This is a genomic window from Leptospira perdikensis, assembly GCF_004769575.1.
Taxonomy (GTDB): domain Bacteria; phylum Spirochaetota; class Leptospiria; order Leptospirales; family Leptospiraceae; genus Leptospira_A; species Leptospira_A perdikensis.
In genome coordinates this window covers 773,975-792,608 of record NZ_RQGA01000003.1, presented here as the reverse complement: position 1 = coordinate 792,608, position 18,634 = coordinate 773,975, and the positions used below count along the sequence as shown (strand labels likewise).

General features: G+C 39.1%; 16 protein-coding genes. 15 read left to right on the top strand and 1 reads right to left on the bottom strand.

The genetic code is table 11. The features are described from left to right. Positions 1–101 precede the first annotated feature (101 nt). From EHQ49_RS05065 to EHQ49_RS05010, 12 genes are all read left to right on the top strand, one after another. Positions 102–815 (top strand): hypothetical protein, encoded by a 714-nt coding sequence (locus EHQ49_RS05065; protein WP_135576958.1) that lies wholly within the window; start codon positions 102–104, stop codon positions 813–815. After that, positions 812–2,362: a glutamate--tRNA ligase gene (gltX, locus tag EHQ49_RS05060; protein ID WP_135576956.1), complete on the top strand. Its 1,551-nt coding sequence runs from the start codon at positions 812–814 to the stop codon at positions 2,360–2,362. Before EHQ49_RS05065 ends, gltX begins: the two co-directional genes overlap by 4 nt. 177 nt (positions 2,363–2,539) lie before the next feature. Beyond that, positions 2,540–3,064, top strand: coding sequence for an ATP-binding protein (locus EHQ49_RS05055; protein ID WP_244241351.1), 525 nt, complete (start codon positions 2,540–2,542; stop codon positions 3,062–3,064). Between the two features lies 1 nt (position 3,065). Continuing rightward, positions 3,066–4,172: a glycosyltransferase gene (locus tag EHQ49_RS05050; RefSeq protein ID WP_135576952.1), complete on the top strand. Its 1,107-nt coding sequence runs from the start codon at positions 3,066–3,068 to the stop codon at positions 4,170–4,172. Next, on the top strand, positions 4,169–6,988 hold the full coding sequence (polA, locus tag EHQ49_RS05045) for a DNA polymerase I (protein WP_135576949.1): 2,820 nt from the start codon (positions 4,169–4,171) through the stop codon (positions 6,986–6,988). The genes EHQ49_RS05050 and polA overlap by 4 nt, the downstream gene beginning before the upstream one ends. Further along, positions 6,975–8,675, top strand: coding sequence for a glycosyltransferase family protein (locus EHQ49_RS05040; RefSeq protein ID WP_135576947.1), 1,701 nt, complete (start codon positions 6,975–6,977; stop codon positions 8,673–8,675). The genes polA and EHQ49_RS05040 overlap by 14 nt, the downstream gene beginning before the upstream one ends. Positions 8,676–8,980: 305 nt before the next feature. Beyond that, positions 8,981–9,778, top strand: a complete 798-nt coding sequence (locus EHQ49_RS05035; protein WP_167482985.1) for an Lcl C-terminal domain-containing protein — start codon at positions 8,981–8,983, stop codon at positions 9,776–9,778. Positions 9,779–9,881: 103 nt separating this feature from the next. Next, the gene (locus EHQ49_RS05030) at positions 9,882–10,658 is read left to right on the top strand and encodes a GNAT family N-acetyltransferase (protein ID WP_135576943.1); all 777 of its coding nucleotides are present in this window, start codon (positions 9,882–9,884) and stop codon (positions 10,656–10,658) included. Then, positions 10,655–11,785: a hypothetical protein gene (locus tag EHQ49_RS05025; protein WP_135576940.1), complete on the top strand. Its 1,131-nt coding sequence runs from the start codon at positions 10,655–10,657 to the stop codon at positions 11,783–11,785. Before EHQ49_RS05030 ends, EHQ49_RS05025 begins: the two co-directional genes overlap by 4 nt. A 79-nt stretch (positions 11,786–11,864) precedes the next feature. Beyond that, positions 11,865–12,545 (top strand): biliverdin-producing heme oxygenase, encoded by a 681-nt coding sequence (locus tag EHQ49_RS05020; RefSeq protein WP_135576938.1) that lies wholly within the window; start codon positions 11,865–11,867, stop codon positions 12,543–12,545. A gap of 3 nt (positions 12,546–12,548) precedes the next feature. After that, entirely contained in the window at positions 12,549–13,802 is a 1,254-nt protein-coding gene (locus EHQ49_RS05015) for an MFS transporter (RefSeq protein WP_135576936.1), read from the top strand. A 33-nt stretch (positions 13,803–13,835) separates the two neighbouring features. Continuing rightward, a complete protein-coding gene (locus EHQ49_RS05010) occupies positions 13,836–14,198 on the top strand; it encodes an LIC13410 family lipoprotein (RefSeq protein ID WP_135576934.1) in 363 nt (120 codons plus the stop codon). Between the two features lie 2 nt (positions 14,199–14,200). Here the strand turns inward: EHQ49_RS05010 and EHQ49_RS05005 are convergent, their stop codons facing one another. Then, positions 14,201–14,965 carry an LIC13411 family adhesin gene (locus EHQ49_RS05005; protein WP_135576932.1) on the bottom strand — a complete coding sequence of 255 codons (765 nt, stop codon included), beginning with the start codon at positions 14,963–14,965 and terminating at the stop codon, positions 14,201–14,203. A 63-nt stretch (positions 14,966–15,028) separates the two neighbouring features. Between EHQ49_RS05005 and EHQ49_RS05000 the strand changes: the two genes are divergently transcribed. The 3 genes from EHQ49_RS05000 to EHQ49_RS04990 are packed head-to-tail and all read left to right on the top strand — an operon-like array spanning position 15,029 to position 18,565. Then, positions 15,029–16,021, top strand: a complete 993-nt coding sequence (locus tag EHQ49_RS05000; RefSeq protein ID WP_135576930.1) for a helix-turn-helix transcriptional regulator — start codon at positions 15,029–15,031, stop codon at positions 16,019–16,021. After that, on the top strand, positions 16,014–17,519 hold the full coding sequence (locus EHQ49_RS04995) for a DUF2779 domain-containing protein (protein WP_135576928.1): 1,506 nt from the start codon (positions 16,014–16,016) through the stop codon (positions 17,517–17,519). The genes EHQ49_RS05000 and EHQ49_RS04995 overlap by 8 nt, the downstream gene beginning before the upstream one ends. After that, positions 17,519–18,565 carry an alpha/beta hydrolase gene (locus EHQ49_RS04990; RefSeq protein ID WP_135576926.1) on the top strand — a complete coding sequence of 349 codons (1,047 nt, stop codon included), beginning with the start codon at positions 17,519–17,521 and terminating at the stop codon, positions 18,563–18,565. The genes EHQ49_RS04995 and EHQ49_RS04990 overlap by 1 nt, the downstream gene beginning before the upstream one ends. Positions 18,566–18,634 lie beyond the last annotated feature (69 nt).

Below are 18,634 nucleotides of genomic sequence, written 5' to 3'. Positions count from 1 at the left end.
TTTTTTCTGGATCCAACTGCCAGAACCTGAAATCACTCATCGTTAGAGAGCCAATTTCAGAAATTCCCGCATCCGTTCTCTATCTAAAATCTCCGAGAAAAATGAATGTTTCCTTCTTCCGAGAAGGCTCTTCTCACTTCCGATTCATTGAATGGGAACCAGGAAAATCGACCGGATATGCAGAGAAAATAGAGTTTAGTTTCTTAGCTTACGACAATCATTTTTTATCAAAAGTGAAAACCGAATTTGGAAACGAACCTTTTGAATCTTATAAGATCATTTGGAACAAAAAAGTAGGAAAATTCAAAAAAGAAGAATCTGAAAAAAGAATTTTTTTTGTTTATACTGACTCCTATGCTTCAGAAACCACAGGTTCCTCACTCATCACACTACTAGAAAACAAAACAAGTGTGACTGAAAACAAAACACAAATCGAAGAGTTCGACATTTTCGAATTAGGTGGTGATACTGGTTTACTGATTGAGGAAGGAGTTCGATCCCCTCTTGGTGGAGATAGCCGTTGGTCGCATAGTTTAGGAAGTATGGAATTTTTTGCACCTTCCAGCATATTTACCAAACAAGAAGCTGGCACCATCAAATCAGAACATGTTTCGAATCATTACGACTATTTACAACTTCGATATGAATGGAACGAAACAGAAGCCGACAAACTATTTTTTAAACTCATCTATAAAGAAAATGAAACACAATTATTCTTTGTTCCGCCGTATACCAATGGACTGACTACCAAAACAAAAGAACCATTTGGTTACAAAAGGATCGGAGACTTTTTACTCAAAGAGGAAATGAAATGACAGAAGTTCGCACCCGTTTTGCACCCTCCCCTTCCGGATTTTTACATGTGGGTGGGGCAAGAACCGCCTTATTTAATTATTTATATGCGAAAGCTAAAAAAGGAAAGTTTTTACTTCGTATTGAAGACACAGACCAAGACCGTTCTACCGAAGCTTCTTTTAAAATCATTTTAGAATCTTTAAAGTGGCTTGGAATGGAATGGGATGAAGGCCCTGGAGTGGGAGGCCCAAATGGCCCGTACACACAGTCCGAAAGAATTCATATTTATAAAGAATACACAGACAAACTGATCTCAGAAAAGAAGGCCTATCGTTGTTTTTGTTCCGCAGAAGAATTGGATGGAAAGAAAAAACAAGCCGATGCTATGGGAATTCCTTATATCTACGATGGAAAATGTTCGGATCTAACTGACGGAGAAATCCAATTCCAAATTGAGAAAAAAATTCCCTACACTGTAAGATTCAAAACTCCAAACAAAATTGTGATCGTAGATGATATGATCCAGGGAAAAGTGAAATTCGAATCCAAACTCATTGGTGACTTTATCATTGTCAAATCTGATGGATTTCCTTCGTATAACTATGCTGTGGTGATCGACGACGCACTCATGAAAATCACACATGTGATTCGAGGAGTGGGTCATCTTTCCAACACCCCTCGCCAAATTTTAATTTTTGAAGCCTTTGGATTTCCACTCCCAAGGTTTGCCCATGCCAGTGAAATTGTAGGAACGGACGGGAAAAAACTTTCCAAACGTGCTGGCGCTACATCGGTTCTTGCTTTCCGTGACCTAGGTTATTCCAGTGATACCATGCGTAATTATATGGCGTTACTTGGATGGACTTCTCCTGATGGAAAAGAATACATGAGTGACGAAGAACTTTGTTCCGTCTTTGATGTGGAACGATGTTCCAAATCCCCTGCTACCTTTGATGTATTTAAAAAACTAAAAGAAGATGAAAAGGAAACAGTTGATTTCAATAAGTTATCTCTTCTTGGCCTTGCTGAATACTTAAATCCCAAATCAAAACTCAACTGGATGTCAAACAAATACATCCGCGATGTAAAAATTGAAACCTTAGGAAAGGAACTCGAACCATTTCTGAAGGATTGTCAAATTCCAGAAACCTACAAGTCGGGAACAAACCCACAACTCCTCTCAATTTTAGATTCCGTTCGTGTCTATTTAGATCGCCTCATCCAAGCTCCACCGTACATCGAAGAATTCTTTTTAGAAAACCTACAATTTGAAAATGAAGAAGCCAAACAATTGGTTTTGGAAGGAAACGGCAAAGCTGTCGTTTCAGCTTTTTACCAATATGTAAAATCCCATGCTTTAGTGACTCCCGATACCTACAAAGAAGCCATGGCCAAGGCCGGCGAATCCACCGGTGAAAAAGGAAGAACCCTTTTTATGCCGATTCGAGCCATCACCACAGGGAAATCCCACGGATTGGAACTCCCCATTCTCTTCAGCCTTCTCGGCCAAGAGAAACTGGTCAAACGGATGGAGCAGCTAGCGAATGCCTTAGGAGTCAAAGTTTAGGAAATTTTTTCCTAAACCCTTCCCCTTTATGGGATTTTTGACTTTTTTTCTCCCTCTCCTTCGTGTAATATGAAAAGGTAGAGGGGGAAGCGGCGGCCATTGACAATACCATCTGAAGTTTTACCGTATTTGTTGTGCCCCTCGGTCGGATCGTATGCGATGTTTCTCCCGCCCGACATGTCTTCCGTCAAACACTTCCGAAAAGAGCTAAAACGCACATTAGAAGACAACGGCTTTAGCTTTGATAATATTATGCAAATTGAACTGGCTGCTGACGAAGCGCTCACGAACGCGGTTGCTGCCAATGTTTCCTGCCATTGTGATGAAACCATCATTTGCCGATGGCGGATCGATTCCTCAAAATTCACTCTTTATATTTTGGATTATGGATCAGGTCTCTCGGAAGATGGTTCTCTTCCGGAAATAGACAAAGAACTAATTCGCACCAACCAGTCACAATGTTTTAGTAGTTTCCTCGACCACATCAAAAACCACCAAAGTAAAAAACCGGACACCCTTCCTTATAATGGCTCAGGTCAAAAACATAAGAACATGGGAAAAGGATTGAAAATTATCAATGCCATGATGGACTCCGTAAAAGTAATGTTTCACGGAGAAGGAATGGTAGACGAAGCTCCGGCGGGGTTCAAAGTTATGGGCTCCATCATCGCTCTCGAATACGACCGTTCCAAACACTTATAATTTGATCCTTCATGTCAATACTTCCCGCGAATGGCGCGGCGGAGAACAACAGCTTTATTATTTAGTCCAAGGACTTGCCACTTTTAAAATCCCACAAATCGTTGTCGGCCAACCTGGTTCCCCACTAGAAACGAAATGTAAAGAGAATGGATATGAATTTGTTCCAATTGAAATGCGTGGGGAATGGGACAGAAAAGCATATAAGAATATTCGATCACTTTGTATTTCTAAAAATATTAAACTAATCCATACACATACGGCTCATGCACATACATTGGCCTTACTTGCAAAACGAAATCACCTAAACATTCCATTGATTGTATCAAGACGAGTGGACTTCAAACCCAAATCTAGTTTTTTCTCAAGATGGAAATACCAACATTTAGCGAATGATTATTATCTTCCTGTCTCACAGAAAATCAAAGAAGTCATGATAGATAGTAAAATTGCTCCAGAAAGAATCATAACTGTTTATTCTGGAATTGATTTAAAAAGATTTTCGAAATCAGCACCTCACGAATACTTAAGAGACGAATTTCAAATCTCCAAAAAATGTATTGTGATTGGAAATGTGGCAGCTCTTGTTGATCACAAAGACCAAGAAACTTTGTTAAATGCAATCGCGAAGATGAAAACAAATACAGATTTCCGCCTAATGATTGTAGGTGACGGAAAACTCGAAAACAAACTCAAAAACCAAGCGGAACAATTAGGCATCACAAACAGAGTTATTTTCACCGGATATCGCAAAGACATACCAGCTCTACTATCCCTATTCAATATTTTCACACTCACTTCCAAAGAAGAGGGACTAGGAACATCTGTTTTAGATGCTATGGCATCAGGGCTTCCCATTGTAGCCACAAATGGTGGAGGGATTGGAGAGATGTTGGATCATAATGAAGGGGCTTACATGTGTTCGGTGGGAGATTCAGAGAGTATCGCCCAAGGTTTGGACAAACTTGTTGGATCCGAAGAATTACGAACCAAGTTCGGAACTTTCAACAAAACCTCGGTCAAACGATTTTCTGTCACCAAAACAGTTGAAAAAACAAAACTAATCTATTATTCCTTTTTAGGAGATAGTTTATACGGAGACGGAACATGAGCGGAAGATTACTGATCATTGATGGCCATGCGTTGGCTTTTCGGGCCTACTTTGCCTTTGCCGCTTCTAACCTCACCAACTCCAAAACAGGACTTCCCAGTGGTGCCGTTTTTGGATTTTGGAGGATGTTGTTCAAACTTTTACAAGACGAAAAAGTATCTCACATAGCATTCACATTCGATCCCGGAACACGATTACACAGAAACGATTTATACGAAGATTATAAAGCACATAGAAAACCAATGCCTGAGGATCTAAAACCACAGATCCATAAAATTTATGAAATGTTAAAGGCTTTGGAATTTCCCATGTACAAACTGGATGGGATTGAAGCCGATGACATCATCGGATCTTTATGTAAAAAATTTGCAAAAGACTTTGAAGAAATCGTCATCCTCTCCAGTGATAAAGACTTATACCAAGTTCTTGATAAAAACATACACATGTTACGTGGGAAACGAGGAGTTTCCGAATTTGAAAAAATCGATCCTAAATGGGTAGAAACCAATATTGGAATCACAAAAGAACAAGTTACCGATTACATGGCACTTCTCGGCGATGCATCCGACAACATTCCTGGTGTTAAAGGTGTAGGAGAAAAAGGTGCAGCCAAACTCATCCAAGAATTTGGAAATTTAGAAACCATTTACAAAAAACTCGACCAAGTTAAAAATAAATCCCTAATCGATAAACTGGCTGCAGATAAAGAAAATGCATTTTTATCCAGAAAACTCGCAACCATTGTCACCAATCTCAAACTAGATATCAAAAAAAATGATTTAAAGATTCCGAATTATTATGATCCGGCAAAAGTACAATACTTCAAAGATGAGGGATACAATGTCCTTCATCGTGATCTCGCAAAACAAGCCGGCATTCCCATCACTGGTGACGGGGATAGTAAAGAAGTAAGTGCCGAACCAACTACTGGCAAAAAGGGAAAAAAATCTAAAGAAGAATCTACAAACGAAGGAACCAATTCCAAATCAAACAAAGGTTCCGCTGTAACCAAAAAAAGTTACAAACGGATCCAAACCTTGGAAGACCTTAAAAAAATCGTTGGGAAGCTAGATCCGAAAAAACCAATCTCGGTGGATACAGAAACCACTTCCCAAGATCCAATGCTTGCCGAGTTACTTGGAGTTTCTTTTTCCCAAGAACCTGGTGTTGGTTATTATATCGCCTTTTCTCATCCCGAGTCCATCTACAGTCACCTCCTCCCTTCCCCTGAAGAAGGACTCACTGTTTTAAAACCAATGTTATCCGATCCTAAATGGAAAAAAATTGGGCAAAACATTAAATACGATTTATTAGTGCTCCGTAATTACGGCATAAATCTTGCTGGAATTCATTTTGATACAATGCTTGCTTCGTATCTTTTGAATCCCGGAGAACGTCGCCATAATATGGATGATATGGCCGTTGATTATTTGGATTACAAAACCATCACTTATGAAGAGTTAGTTGGCACTGGCAAAAAGAAACAAAACTTATACGATATTGATCCAGAAAAGGTTTCCGAATATGCCTGCGAAGATGCTGACATTACTTTACAACTAAGCAATGTTCTTGCACCCAAAATGGATGAAGGTATCCATAAAAAGTTATTTTTTGATATCGAGATGCCTGTGTTACTCACCCTGGCAGATATGGAATTTGAAGGTATTGCCGTAGAACCAGGATACTTTGAGTCTCTTTCCAAAATATTTGAAACTAAAATCAAAGAACACGAAAAGAACATTCATTTCTTTGCCGGACGACCATTTAATATCAATTCCACCAAGGAACTTCAAACTGTTTTGTTTGAAGAATTAAGACTTCCTGCTGAGAAAAAAACACAAACTGGATATTCCACTGACCATTCCGTTTTGGAATCTCTCCAGGGAACACATCCCATCATTGATCATTTGTTAGAGATCAGAAAGTTTTCCAAACTAAAATCAACTTATACAGACACCTTACCGACACTCATCAATCCGAAAACAGGTCGAATCCATACAAGTTACAACCAAACCATTGCCGCCACTGGTCGTTTGTCTTCTACTAACCCCAACTTACAAAACATCCCTATTAAGGATGAAGAAGGAAGGTTACTCCGAAAGGGTTTTATTGCCAAAAAAGGATACGAGATTCTTTCTCTAGACTATAGCCAAATTGAACTTAGGATTATGGCTCATTTTGCCAATGACCCGCAAATGATGGATGCTTACAAATCAGGAGTCGATATCCACAAACGTACGGCAGCCGGGATCTTTGGAGTATCCGAAGACCAAGTAACGTCCGATATGCGAAATAAAGCCAAAGTTGTAAACTTTTCTGTGATTTACGGGGTCACATCTTTTGGCCTTTCCAATAACTTAAGGATCAGCCGCAAAGAAGCAAAAGAATTCATCGAAAAATATTTTGCCACCTACACTGGAGTAGGGACTTATATGGAAGAAATCGTAGAGTTCTGTAAGGAACACGGGTATGTGGAAACACTTCTCGGTCGTAGACGTTATCTTCCGGATATCCATTCCAAACACAAAATGGCCAGTGAAGCCGCCAAACGAGTTGCCATCAACTCTCCCATCCAAGGAACCTCTGCGGATATGATCAAACTTGCGATGATTCAGATTGATAAAAAAATCAAAAAGGAATCTTTCCGCTCCAAACTCCTTTTACAAGTCCATGATGAACTTGTATTCGAAGTAGATCCCAAGGAAAAAAAAGAATTCTATCAAATGGCCAAAGAAGAAATGGAATCGGCAATGAAATTAAAAGTTCCCATTGTCGCCCAAGGGAAGTTTGGCGGTAATTGGGATGAAGCGCACTAGGCCTTTTGCCTTAGTTCTACTTTTTTTTACATTCTATCTTTGGAATACAAAAGTCCTATTCGAAACAAGTGATCTCTATGGTCGTTTCGATTGGGATATGTATAGTTTCCACGTTGAATTTTTAAGAAAATCTTTTTTAGAATTTGGCACTTTCCCTTTATGGAATCCGTATTACGGTGCTGGTTTCCCCGTTTGGGAAAATCCAACCAGTAAAGTGGGAAGTTTCACTCACTTCTTTGTTTTATTTTTCTCCACACTCACAACACTAAAGATTAGTTTTCTGTTTTATTTTGTTTTCTCTGGTTTTCTCAATTTTCATTCCTTTCGACTTTATACAAAATCTTCAAATTTACCTTCCTTATTATTTGTTTTAATATTTCAATTTTCTGGATTTGTATTTCAAAAATTTTATGCCGGCCATTTAAACCAAACCCCAGGACTATTTTTACCAACTCTTGTCTTTTATATTTTGTATTTTGTTAAAAAAGGCAACTGGCGAATTCTTATTCTAATCACAACGATCACATATATTTTATTATCCGAAGGATGCATTTACCCACTTTCACAAATAGTATTCCTTATTTTCTTTTTAATGATTCGAGAAGTATATCTTTCAGACAAACCCAAAGAAACAATCCTACGGTTTGTAAAACTTTCAATTTTTGTATTAGGCATTCTTGCGATCAAATGGATTCCGATGTTTCAATTTGTGCATTCAGTTGGTAGGTATTTTGTACCGGACAATTACACATTAGGTTGGAAAGATTTTTATCCCATTTTTTTTGGGCCGTCCCAACATCCCTTACTCGCACAATCACTTTCTCAAATGCAATACCGGTATTGGGAGTATGGAAACTATCTTGGTATGTTGCCATTATTACTTTCCCCTTTGGTATTCTTGACTAAAAGGAAAATGGGTTCTGTTCTTGCACTACTGTTACTTGTTTTGTGGATGATGGCAGGGAAAACCTCCTCTTACGCACCTGCAAGTTTACTCGAACACCTACCCATATATTCCTTAGAACGGGTATATCCTAGATGGAGTCTCAGTGTTGTATTTTTATATGCTTGGTGTTTGGCAGTAGGTTTTCAAAACCTATGGAACTGGGTTCCCCAAAAATACCATTTAACAATGACAATCGTTTCCATACTTTGTTTTCTATTTCATACTCAAGACACGAGACGAATGAATACAAAATACTTGTCTGAGATTTTTATTCTACCTTTACCAAAGGTAAATATCAAAAATCCAAATCTCTATCCGATCACTGTGCCCACAGTTCCTGATTATGGCTCCGATTCTAGAATGTTGCCAGCCATCCAGGCCAACCTATCAACCAATGATATTTATGAAAACTTAACCTTCTATTTCACAAACCAAACCATAAACGATAAGAACTATAAAGGGGAATTTTATCTACTTTCTGACGGACAAGAGTATGTTCCAAAATTTTGGAGTCCTGATCGTTATGAGTTTGGTTTCTTAAAAAAAGGAGATACTTTGATTCTGAACCAAAAGTATCATTCGGGATTTACCAGTTCTGATCCAGATGTAGAAATTTGTTCGTATAACGGATACTTGGCTTTGCATTCAACAAAAGATTTAACAAATATATCGATTCAGTATTTTTTGTATAAGAATTTTATAATAAAGCCTGGTTCCTCAAAAAATTGCGAGTTGGATTGATTCTACCGTTTCAGCAATGATTTTTATATTGCAAACCAACACCTCTTGATAACAAACAAATGTTCATTACCAAGAGTCCTATTTTCAGAAATAAATTTCTTTACAATCGATCCGATTTAGGCTAAAACCAAGGCGGAAGTAATGAGATGAAACGATTTCTACCCATTCTAGTTTTTCTTCTTTTTTGCAAACTTCCCAATTTCAACAATTCAAACGATCCAAACTCCCAACTATATTTAGAAACGCAACTTTTAGGCTGTATACAAAATGGTTCGGCAATTTGTCCCCCCTTCCGAGTCAGAGGAATGATTTCTGGACTCACAGCAGGAAACACTTTAAAGATCCAATATGAATTTGGAGGAATTTCCGATTCCATCTCGACAAACGGTTCCTTTAATATCGTAACAAGGGGAGGAATATTTCCTAGAGTTTTCATTGCCCAACAACCGAATTCCTTACATTGTTTCATCACAAACCCGGGAATCAAATCTAGTGATGGTGTTATCGGAATGGAAATCACCTGTCCTCTATACAAAGCCTTTATCGATAACCGTACAGTTGGTTACAGTCGATGTGCTCACGGACAAGAATGGAATCCAAGCGGTAATGCTTATGTAGGAAACTGCACGGGAATCGGTACAGCAGGTGACCAATACGGAATTAGTTTATCTTTAAATTTTTGTAACATCACTCCAACAAACGGATGTACAAGCGGACTTACCGGAGCAGATCTTGCTCCACCACCCTGGATTGATGCTGCATCAAGTGATATATACAATGCCTGTAACCAATACAATACAGTAAATAAATGGCAACGAAACAACTGGAGGGTAACAACTAAAAACGAACTAAAGAATATTGTTGTTTGTACGACTGGCCCAACAAGTCCTTTAGATGATTTTGTACCTTGTAACGTTGGCTACTCTTCACCAGCAATCAATACTCAGATTTTTACAAACCTTGAAAGTTCTAACGTATTATGGTCTTCCAATTCATACCCTATTGATTCTATACAAGCTTACGCACTAGAACTAAACAATGGCCGAATTTATACACCAGACCAAGATGGTACCAACCAAGTTCTCTGTGTCACTAATTTGTAATATGGTATCTATTCATGAAACAAACTGATTTTCACCTGAATGTAACATTGTCGTAACCGATTCATTTTACCTTATTTGCAGATAAACAAGAGGATAAAATCCGATGAAACCAAATACAATCAACAGAACAGAACGAATTTTAGAAGTTCGTTTAGCGGAAAACCAACTAGAAATTGAAAGAGCACTTGCGTTACGTTATGAAGTGTTCAATTTAGAAATGGGAGAAGGTCTGCCACAATCTTCTGCTACACGTAAAGACCGTGATGAGTACGATTTGTACTGCCACCACTTACTTGTTATTGATAAATCCACTGAAGATACAAAAATCGTTGGAACCTACCGTATTTTAACACGCCAAAATGCAAAAAACGGAATTGGTTTTTATAGCGAAAACGAATTTGATATCACTTCTATTTATAACCTACCAGACGAAATTGCAGAAGTAGGACGTTCTTGTGTTCACCCTGACTACCGTGACGGTTCCGTAATTTCACTTCTCTGGCAAGGTCTTGCAGAGTTCATGAACAAACATAATGTTCGTTATTTGATGGGTTGTGGATCCATTCACTCCACTGATGCAGCAATTGCTTCTCAATCTTACGGTTTTTTAAAAGCCAAAGATGCAATTGCTCCTGAAGAATTTCGTGTGTTCCCAAATCCGGACTTTGTTCTTCCTGGATTTGACGCCAATTTTCATGTAGAAGATCCAAAATCAATCTCCAAAAATATCCCTCCACTTTTAAAAGGATACCTCCGGGTGGGTGCTAAAATCTGTGGAATTCCTGCACTGGATTCTGTTTTTGGTACTACAGACGTGTTTATTCTTTTCGACCGCAAGGAAATTACGGAGAGATATGCGAAACACTATATGAATGCATGAGCCTTAACCAGGAAATAGACTACCAGCACCCGACAAAAAAGGACCAAGTTCGATTCTTTGTTTTTACTCTTTTTTTGGTTCTTACAATCTGTGCCGGTTATTTCCTGGGTCTTCCTCGGTATTATCTCGGATGGTTTTCCTTTGCGATTGCATCGTTCTCTGTGGCCGGAAACGATGCAGTCCAAACCATCGGAACCTTTATCGAGAGTAAAAAATCGGTTCACTGGCTCCAAAAGATTCTCGTTTTCGGTGGCCTTCTATTTTTAGTCCATTTATTTGCTTGGTTTTTGCATGGTCGTGAAATCCACTTTCATAGGCTAGATTCCATTCCGGAAACTAAAGACTTCAACCTTCTCCAACTTCTTGCTCCTGTATTACTTGTTGTGATTACTAGACTCAGGGCACCTGTTTCCACAACCTTTCTCGTCTTAGGATTGTTTGGTGGTAAGAGTATTGACCAAATGTTAACCAAATCCTTTTTTGGTTACGGCCTTGCTTTCCTAGTGGCCATAGTTGTTTGGGCTATCCTAGTCAAAGTTGACCCACATGAATACCATGAAGTCCATACACCCGACCCCGTTTCTGAAAGAAGATGGTCTCGTCTACAATGGCTCTCCACCATGTATTTGTGGGTGGCTTGGTTGTTACAAGACACGGCCAATATCGCGGTGTTTTTACCAAGACAGTTAGGACCCATAGAGTTTTTAACGGCTATCTTCATTCTCATCGTAGCCCTACTCATCATCATTCGAACAAACGGTGGCACCATCCAAAGGGTGGTTTCCGAAAAGTCCGACATCCAATGGGCCAAAGCTGCCACCATTGTGGATTTAGTGTATGGAAGTTTATTATTCTTTTTCCAATACATCAGTAACATCCCCATGTCTACTACTTGGGCTTTTTTAGGACTTCTGGCCGGTAGGGAAATCATTCTCAACGTCATTACCTACCAAGACCTTCCTTACCTAGACACCTTCCGCAAAGTAGGAAAGGACGTGGTTCTTGCTACCATTGGAATTGTAGTTTCTATTTTGGTTTTCTTTCTTTCTTACTTTCTCTATCCAGAACAAAGAGCAAACACCCCACTCGAATTTTGGAATTCTTCCACCCAGGAAGATTCCCTATAATTTTCTTTGACAGTACCTGCAATTGTCAGGGTAGTGTCATATATGAGATTGATTCTCACATAGAGAACAAGGAGCCATTATGTCCATAGCAATGATGTTACGAGAAGGAACTGCCGACAAACACCAGGAAACCGAAAAGGTTCCTTATATCCGGGCAATTTTCAGAGGGGGCCTTGATGCCCAAACTTATACATACCAATTAGAAAGCCTTCTTGCAGTTTATACTGTAATGGAAGAACTCTACCGCCAAAACAAAGACAACCCTATCCTTGCTAAACTTTACTTCCCTGCTTTGTTCCGCGAAAATTCTCTGAAAGAAGACATCGCAAGTTTCCAAAAGAAATTCAATACGAAAGTTCGTGGTTCTATTTCCAAAGCGACACAAAACTACATCGACCATATCAAAAACACTGCAAAAACAAAACCGGAACTTCTAGTAGCACAAGCTTACGTCCGTTACTTGGGAGATCTTTCTGGTGGCCAATCTATCAAAAAAGTAGTAGCAAAAACTTTTGAATTGGAAGGAAATGAAGGAACAGCTTTTTATGAATTCCCTGAAATCGAAGATCTTATGGCATTCAAAGGAATCTATCGCCAAAATCTGGACACTCTTCCTTTGAACGATTCACAAAAAGCAGAACTATTAGCAGAAGCTAACGCCACTTTTGATTTGAACAAATTTTTATTCATTGAACTCGACTCTGATTTAAAAGAAAATATCGGAATCGAACGTTACCAAACTCTTCTACCAGCAGGTTAATTTTTGGGATTCCCGTATACACTAGTAACTTTAGTTTTTTTATCCATGTTGCCGGTAACAATGATTGTGCCGGTAGTGAAGGATGTTGTAAAGGATCGGTTGCTCGGATCGAACTGGGAAGTTGCGTATTTCACAAGTATTCCTATGCTCGGTTCCTTTCTTTTTGCACCGATTGCGGGAATCATTTCAGATCGTTTTAAAAACAGAAAATACTTCATTAGTTTTTTCTGTTTTGTAGACGCAGGACTTTTTTATTCACTCACAGTTGTCACCGATATGGGTCTCTTCCTTTTTTTAAGATTCTTGGAAGGTGCTGCTCATATTTTTATCATCGGGCTTTTGCTTAGTTCTGCTGCCGATCGTGAAAATGATCCAGAGAACAAACGTTACTACGGCAAAGGAATCCTTATGGGGATCACTGGAATGTTTTTATCTTTAGGTGGTGCCTTTGGAATGCCACTGGGTATCCTCGGACGAAAAAATCCTCTGATGCCTTTTTATGTAGGTTCCGGAATTCTTATCTTTGTTGGCCTATTTAGCCTACTCATGTTAAAAGACAGAGGGATTCACAAAGTAAAAGATTTTAAACTGAGTGACTTAAAAGTTGCAATCTTTGAAAATCCATTTTTGTTTGTTCCTTTTTTATTCAACTTTATTGACCGTTTTACTGTTGGGTTTATTATTTCTTCCTTTAATATTCACCTACGAGAAACACTCGCATTCCATCCGGGAATGCTCGGAGTGTTTTTAGGTCTCGTTTTATTCCCAATGAGTTTACTTTCCTATCCATCAGCATTACTCGCTCGCAAAACAGGCGTTCTGCCCCTTGTTCTCGTTGGATCTACAATTTACGGAATCTTTCTCGGACTTTCAGGAACAACCAATGAATTTTGGTATTTGTTCACATTTTTACTGATCTGTGGAATTGGGGCCGGAGTGATGTTTGTTCCCTCAATGATGCTTGCCAGTAAAATGTCAAAACCGGGTCTTACGGCAACCACAATGTCTGCCTTTACCGGAGTGGGCTCTCTCGGCTTTATGTTAGGGCCAGTTGTTTCTGTACAAATGCAGATGGTCTTTGAATCAGTATTGCCACCGGCTTATAGTTTTTCTGCCCTTTCTTTCTTTTTTGGATTTTTAGAGATTGGACTTGTATTCTTAACCATTCCTTTTTTCAAAAAGATTTTGGGAAAAATGAACCGAATCGATGAAGAAAGAGAAAAGATATCACTTGCCAACCCTGATCCCATCCTGTAGAATCTTCCCTTAGTCCATCTTAAGGTAAGGTTTATGATCAAAAAACTTTTGATACTCAGCACACTCACTTCGATTCTTTTCTTAGTTTCCTGCACTTCAGGAAACAAAGTACAAGCGGGAAGTAATAAAGTTCATCCACACACAGCACTCCGTAAATTAGAAATCGATATGATTAAAGTGGGTGATGGATTAGTAAAAACAGAAGCGGTTCTTGGAAAATCGACTGAAAAATCAATCGATCCTAGCGGAACCGTGATGGTATGGTATTTTGCAGAAGATCGTGATGTTCCAGAACAATACTACACTTTGAAAGAAAAACCAGATACAGTAGAAAAGTTTTTGAAACTTACTTTTGATCCAAAAAACAAAATCACAGCCAAAGACTTCAAACTATAAAATCATTCCTCTGATGGAGACTCTGTTTCCGCATCAGTAGGAGCGGGGAAAGGAAAACCAGGAAAACTTGGTTTCACCTTTCCTTCCACATCATCATCTAACAAATCAACGGTGGTGAAACCTAACAAAAAATCAAAAGCTTCCGCAACATTAAATCCCACCCTCGCACCGCCATAAAGTCCTGCAGCAAACTCCACATTCCAAGAGTAACCAGGTGGATATCCAAAAGGTTTTTGGTCTTCCGGAGGGAGATAAACTAAAAATTCCTTTTGTCCAGTTGAGGCGACTAAGTCCTTTGTTAACTCTCGACGAAAATGTTCTTTTTTTCGTCTTTTACGATCTTTTACAGGATCGTACCAATAAGAATAATAACGCATCTTATAACTTTTGATATTGGCTCTTTCTTCATTAGTGAGAGGGATTCCTTTTTTATCCACAAGCCAATTCCCTTTAGCATCCATTGTGGGAAGGCCTGAATGAAAACTTTCGCCACCTAATATACCAAAGACGAGTTGTTGAGAATGATAAGTTCCGAACTGACCGCCACGAAGACCAACACCACGACCTAAATCTTTTTTTCCCATCTCCGACTCTCCTCCTTGGAAGAGAACTCCAATGGGCAAAGGACCTACTTTAACAGCTGCTCCATACATAGGAGTTTCGGCCCCAATGGTGACAATGTCTTGAAAGTCATTTTTACGATTTTTCCAATAAGTTGCACATTGCAGAAACAAGGAGAGACTAAGGATGAGGCCTGTGATTCGCATACTTTTCCAGTTTTTTTCATTTTCTACTTTTCGGAATCAAAAAAACAAACAATTTGGGAAGATATGACTTCTTTTGAAGACTTCCCTATGATTGAAGTGAAAAAAATGAATGAGACAGAGGTTCGTCTCTTTGCATTACTTTTCAATCTACTCCGCGAACCCAAAGGAATCAGCTTCCAAAAATTTCGCAATATTATGCCTAGGTTCTATAAAAATGAGGATATTGAATCAGATCGCAAAAAACTCTACCGCGACCTGAACCAATTAAAAAGCCTTGGATTCAATATCAAAGTGGCCCAGTTTGGATATCAGTCCGAAGACTACTTCCCTTATTATTTAGAAAAAGAATCAATCCAAAAATCTCTAAAGTTCACCAAAGAAGAGTTAGAATACCTATCACAAGTATTATTTGCCACAGAACCCACACAGGAAAGTTTCAGTCTTTCGCAAAAACTATTCTCTCACCATTTGGACCTCATTCCTAGGTTTGCCAAACAACCAAAAGAAGAATCGGAATCAGCAGAAACACCGGACTCCTCACATACAGAAAAAATCCTACAAGCGATAAAAGACAAAAGAGCTCTTACTGTCCAATACGGATATGATCCAAGTGAAAGGGTCATTGAACCATACCGTCTCGTTCGTAAAAATACAACCGACTTCTATTTACTCGCTTATGACCGTGGAAAAAAATCCTTACGCCGGTTTATCCTTCCGAGAATCGTTGTGAAAAAAGAATCGAAAGAAGAATTCCTATCCAATCTTAAAATTACAAACCCAGATTTAAACTTTCATCCTTTGTTGCTAAAAAAACATCCAGAAATAGAAATTCCCTTCCAAATCCATCCTGATTATGAAGATCGTTGGAAGTTGTTTTTGGAAGGAGCCAGTTTTGAAAAAGTGAGAGACGAATATCTGGTCAAAACAACAAACCAAAATGCACTCTTCCAATTTTTTGTTCTTTCTCCAGAAGCTCTAGTTTCGAGTTCCGAAGTTTGGAACAAAAATTTTCTATCTTATACAAAACATTGGGAAGACTTATATCAATTTGTTTGATTTAGCTATTACACCTGTTACCAAGTCTCAATTTTTACAATACCTACGTTGTAACAATGCCTTCCATTTGGTAAGAGAAGGACTCGTTCCTAAACCATCCAGTTCATCTTACGGTGGTTACTTGGAGTGGGGAGACTTTCTCCAACTTTGTAAAAGTCAATTTTCCGAATCTATATCCGTTGAAAAAACAATGGATAAGGAAGAGAGTATTCAAAAAACCACAGAATGGATTTCGAAAAAAAAATCGATTTTTCATGCTCATCTTCGTTTTCAAAATTTTGTATCTACTGTTGAGTATTTGGAGTATGATTCTGAAAGAGACGGTTGGATTCTTTGGGACTTTCGCCCGATTGGTTCTGTCAAACAAGACATCCTTCGTTCTTTTTACTTTCACAAACAAGTAGCAGAGGGAATGTCACTCCACATCGTCGGATACAAACTCATCCGCATCCAAACTAAATACATCTTTCCCGGTGGTACCATCGCTCCCGAAGACTACCTTCTCATAGAAGACATAACTCCCCGAATGGACGCGGAAATGGTGACTCGCGATGAGGAGTGGAAACAGTTTCTGGAAGAAGTTAAAAAAACAGGCGAACAATCTGTACGATTTTCTTTTCTCGATTCTAAACCGAGTTGCCGATCTCTAAAAACCTGTTTATCTCCAATTCATTGTGCGAAAGGAAAAGAAAATGCCAAAGAGGTTTTTGATTTCCGAGACAGTTCAGAATTAGCAAAACAGTGGTTTGCAATGGGGTACAATTCGTACGAATCTGTTCCCGATTCAGAACTCACACCCATCCAAAGGATTCAAAAACAGGCACATATCTCAAACAAAACCTACTTTGACAAAAATGCCTTTGAAAATTACCTAACAAATGTTACAAAAACTGTAGCTTTCCTAGATTTTGAGTCCATAAATCCGTATTTCCCTCTTTATCCCGAGACAAGACCGTTCCAACATGTTCCCTACCTCTATTCCTTACATATTTGGGATAGAGAAAACGATATCCTCACACATAAAACCTACTTACATGAAGATGTGGGCACAGATCCTAGAGTTCCCGTCTTAACCCAATTACAAAAAGACCTACCGGAAGGAATCACCATCTTCTCCTTCAATGATTTCTTTGAAAAACTCATCATCCAAGAGACAGCCACAGCCTTCCCCGAATTTTTAGAGTTCTGGGAAAGAGCCAAATCGATGTTCATCGACCTTGCCTTGCCTTTTAAAAAACTTTGGATCTACCATCCAGGCCAAAATGGGAAAGCATCGCTCAAAGAAATACTGCCTTGTTTTAGTACAGAAAGCCATGGAGGACTTTCCATTCGCGAAGGACAAGATGCAAATTACCAATATTTAAGATTAATAAAAAAGCAGGTGACAGCCGAAGAAAAAAAACGTGTTCTGGAGGATTTGATAGCTTACTGCAAACTCGATAGTTATGGTTTGTTTTTAATCTATAGAATGTTATTAGAACGATTATCGGTTATTTAATGTTAGGTATCAAAAAATCAGTCGCACAACTTGTCTTTTCGTTACCCGAACATTGGATTTCCACTTTGGCACGAAAAAACAATCAACCGGAAACAAACCAATTGGATCCGCGTTGTGCATTAGCATGTAACATTGCCAGATTCCTTCCCAAAATGGAACAAATGAGTCCTGAAAAGGCACGTAGACACTACCGCGATCAAATGCGGATCTTCGATGAACCGGAATTTCCCATCCCACACATCGAAGACAAACTCATTCCCACTCCTAGTGCCTCTTTCATTCCTATCCGAGTCTACAACGCAAATCCTCAAAAAAGAAATCTCCCCACCATACTCTTCTTTCACGGTGGTGGTCTGACCATTGGCAATTTAGAAACTCATGATAATTTCTGTCGTAAAATGTCTCATTACACAAAGAGCATCGTGATTGCAGTAGATTATCGTTTGGCCCCTGAACATCCATACCCAGCAGCACATGATGATGTTTGGCTTGCTTACCAATATGTTCGTAATTCTGCCTATTTGTTTGGAGGATCACCCAATGCCATTGCTGTTTGTGGTGATAGTGCTGGTGCCCTCCTCGCAACTTCTCTTTGTTTGAGAGCCAAAAAAGATAAGATCCCTGTTCCTATTTTTCAAGCCCTTCTTTACCCGATGCTTGATACATCTAAGGAATCAGAAACATATGAACTTTTTGGAGAACGTTATGTCCTAACACGTTCTATCATGCGGTGGTTCATCCAAAATTACCTTCCGAACCAAAAGGATCGACTCCTTCATACCAACTCTCCCGTCCTTGCGGACCCCAAAGAACTCAAAGGCCTCCCTCCGACTTACATTGGAATTGCCGGCTACGACCCTCTCCGTGAAGAAGGGGAAACTTATGCCAAACACCTCCAATCGGCCGGGGTCAAAGTGGAAGAACGTCATTTTCCCTCCCTTGTCCACGGATACATCCAATTGACAGGACTGATTCCCAAAGCCAAAGAAGCCGAACAGGACCTGTTCCAGTCCTTGGTACGTTTTTTTTCTTCCAGAAAAATCTGAGTCAGTCCATTCAAGAATCGACAAGGAAGGATTCGATACTATAAAAGACAGAAATCTCTGAGGTACGTC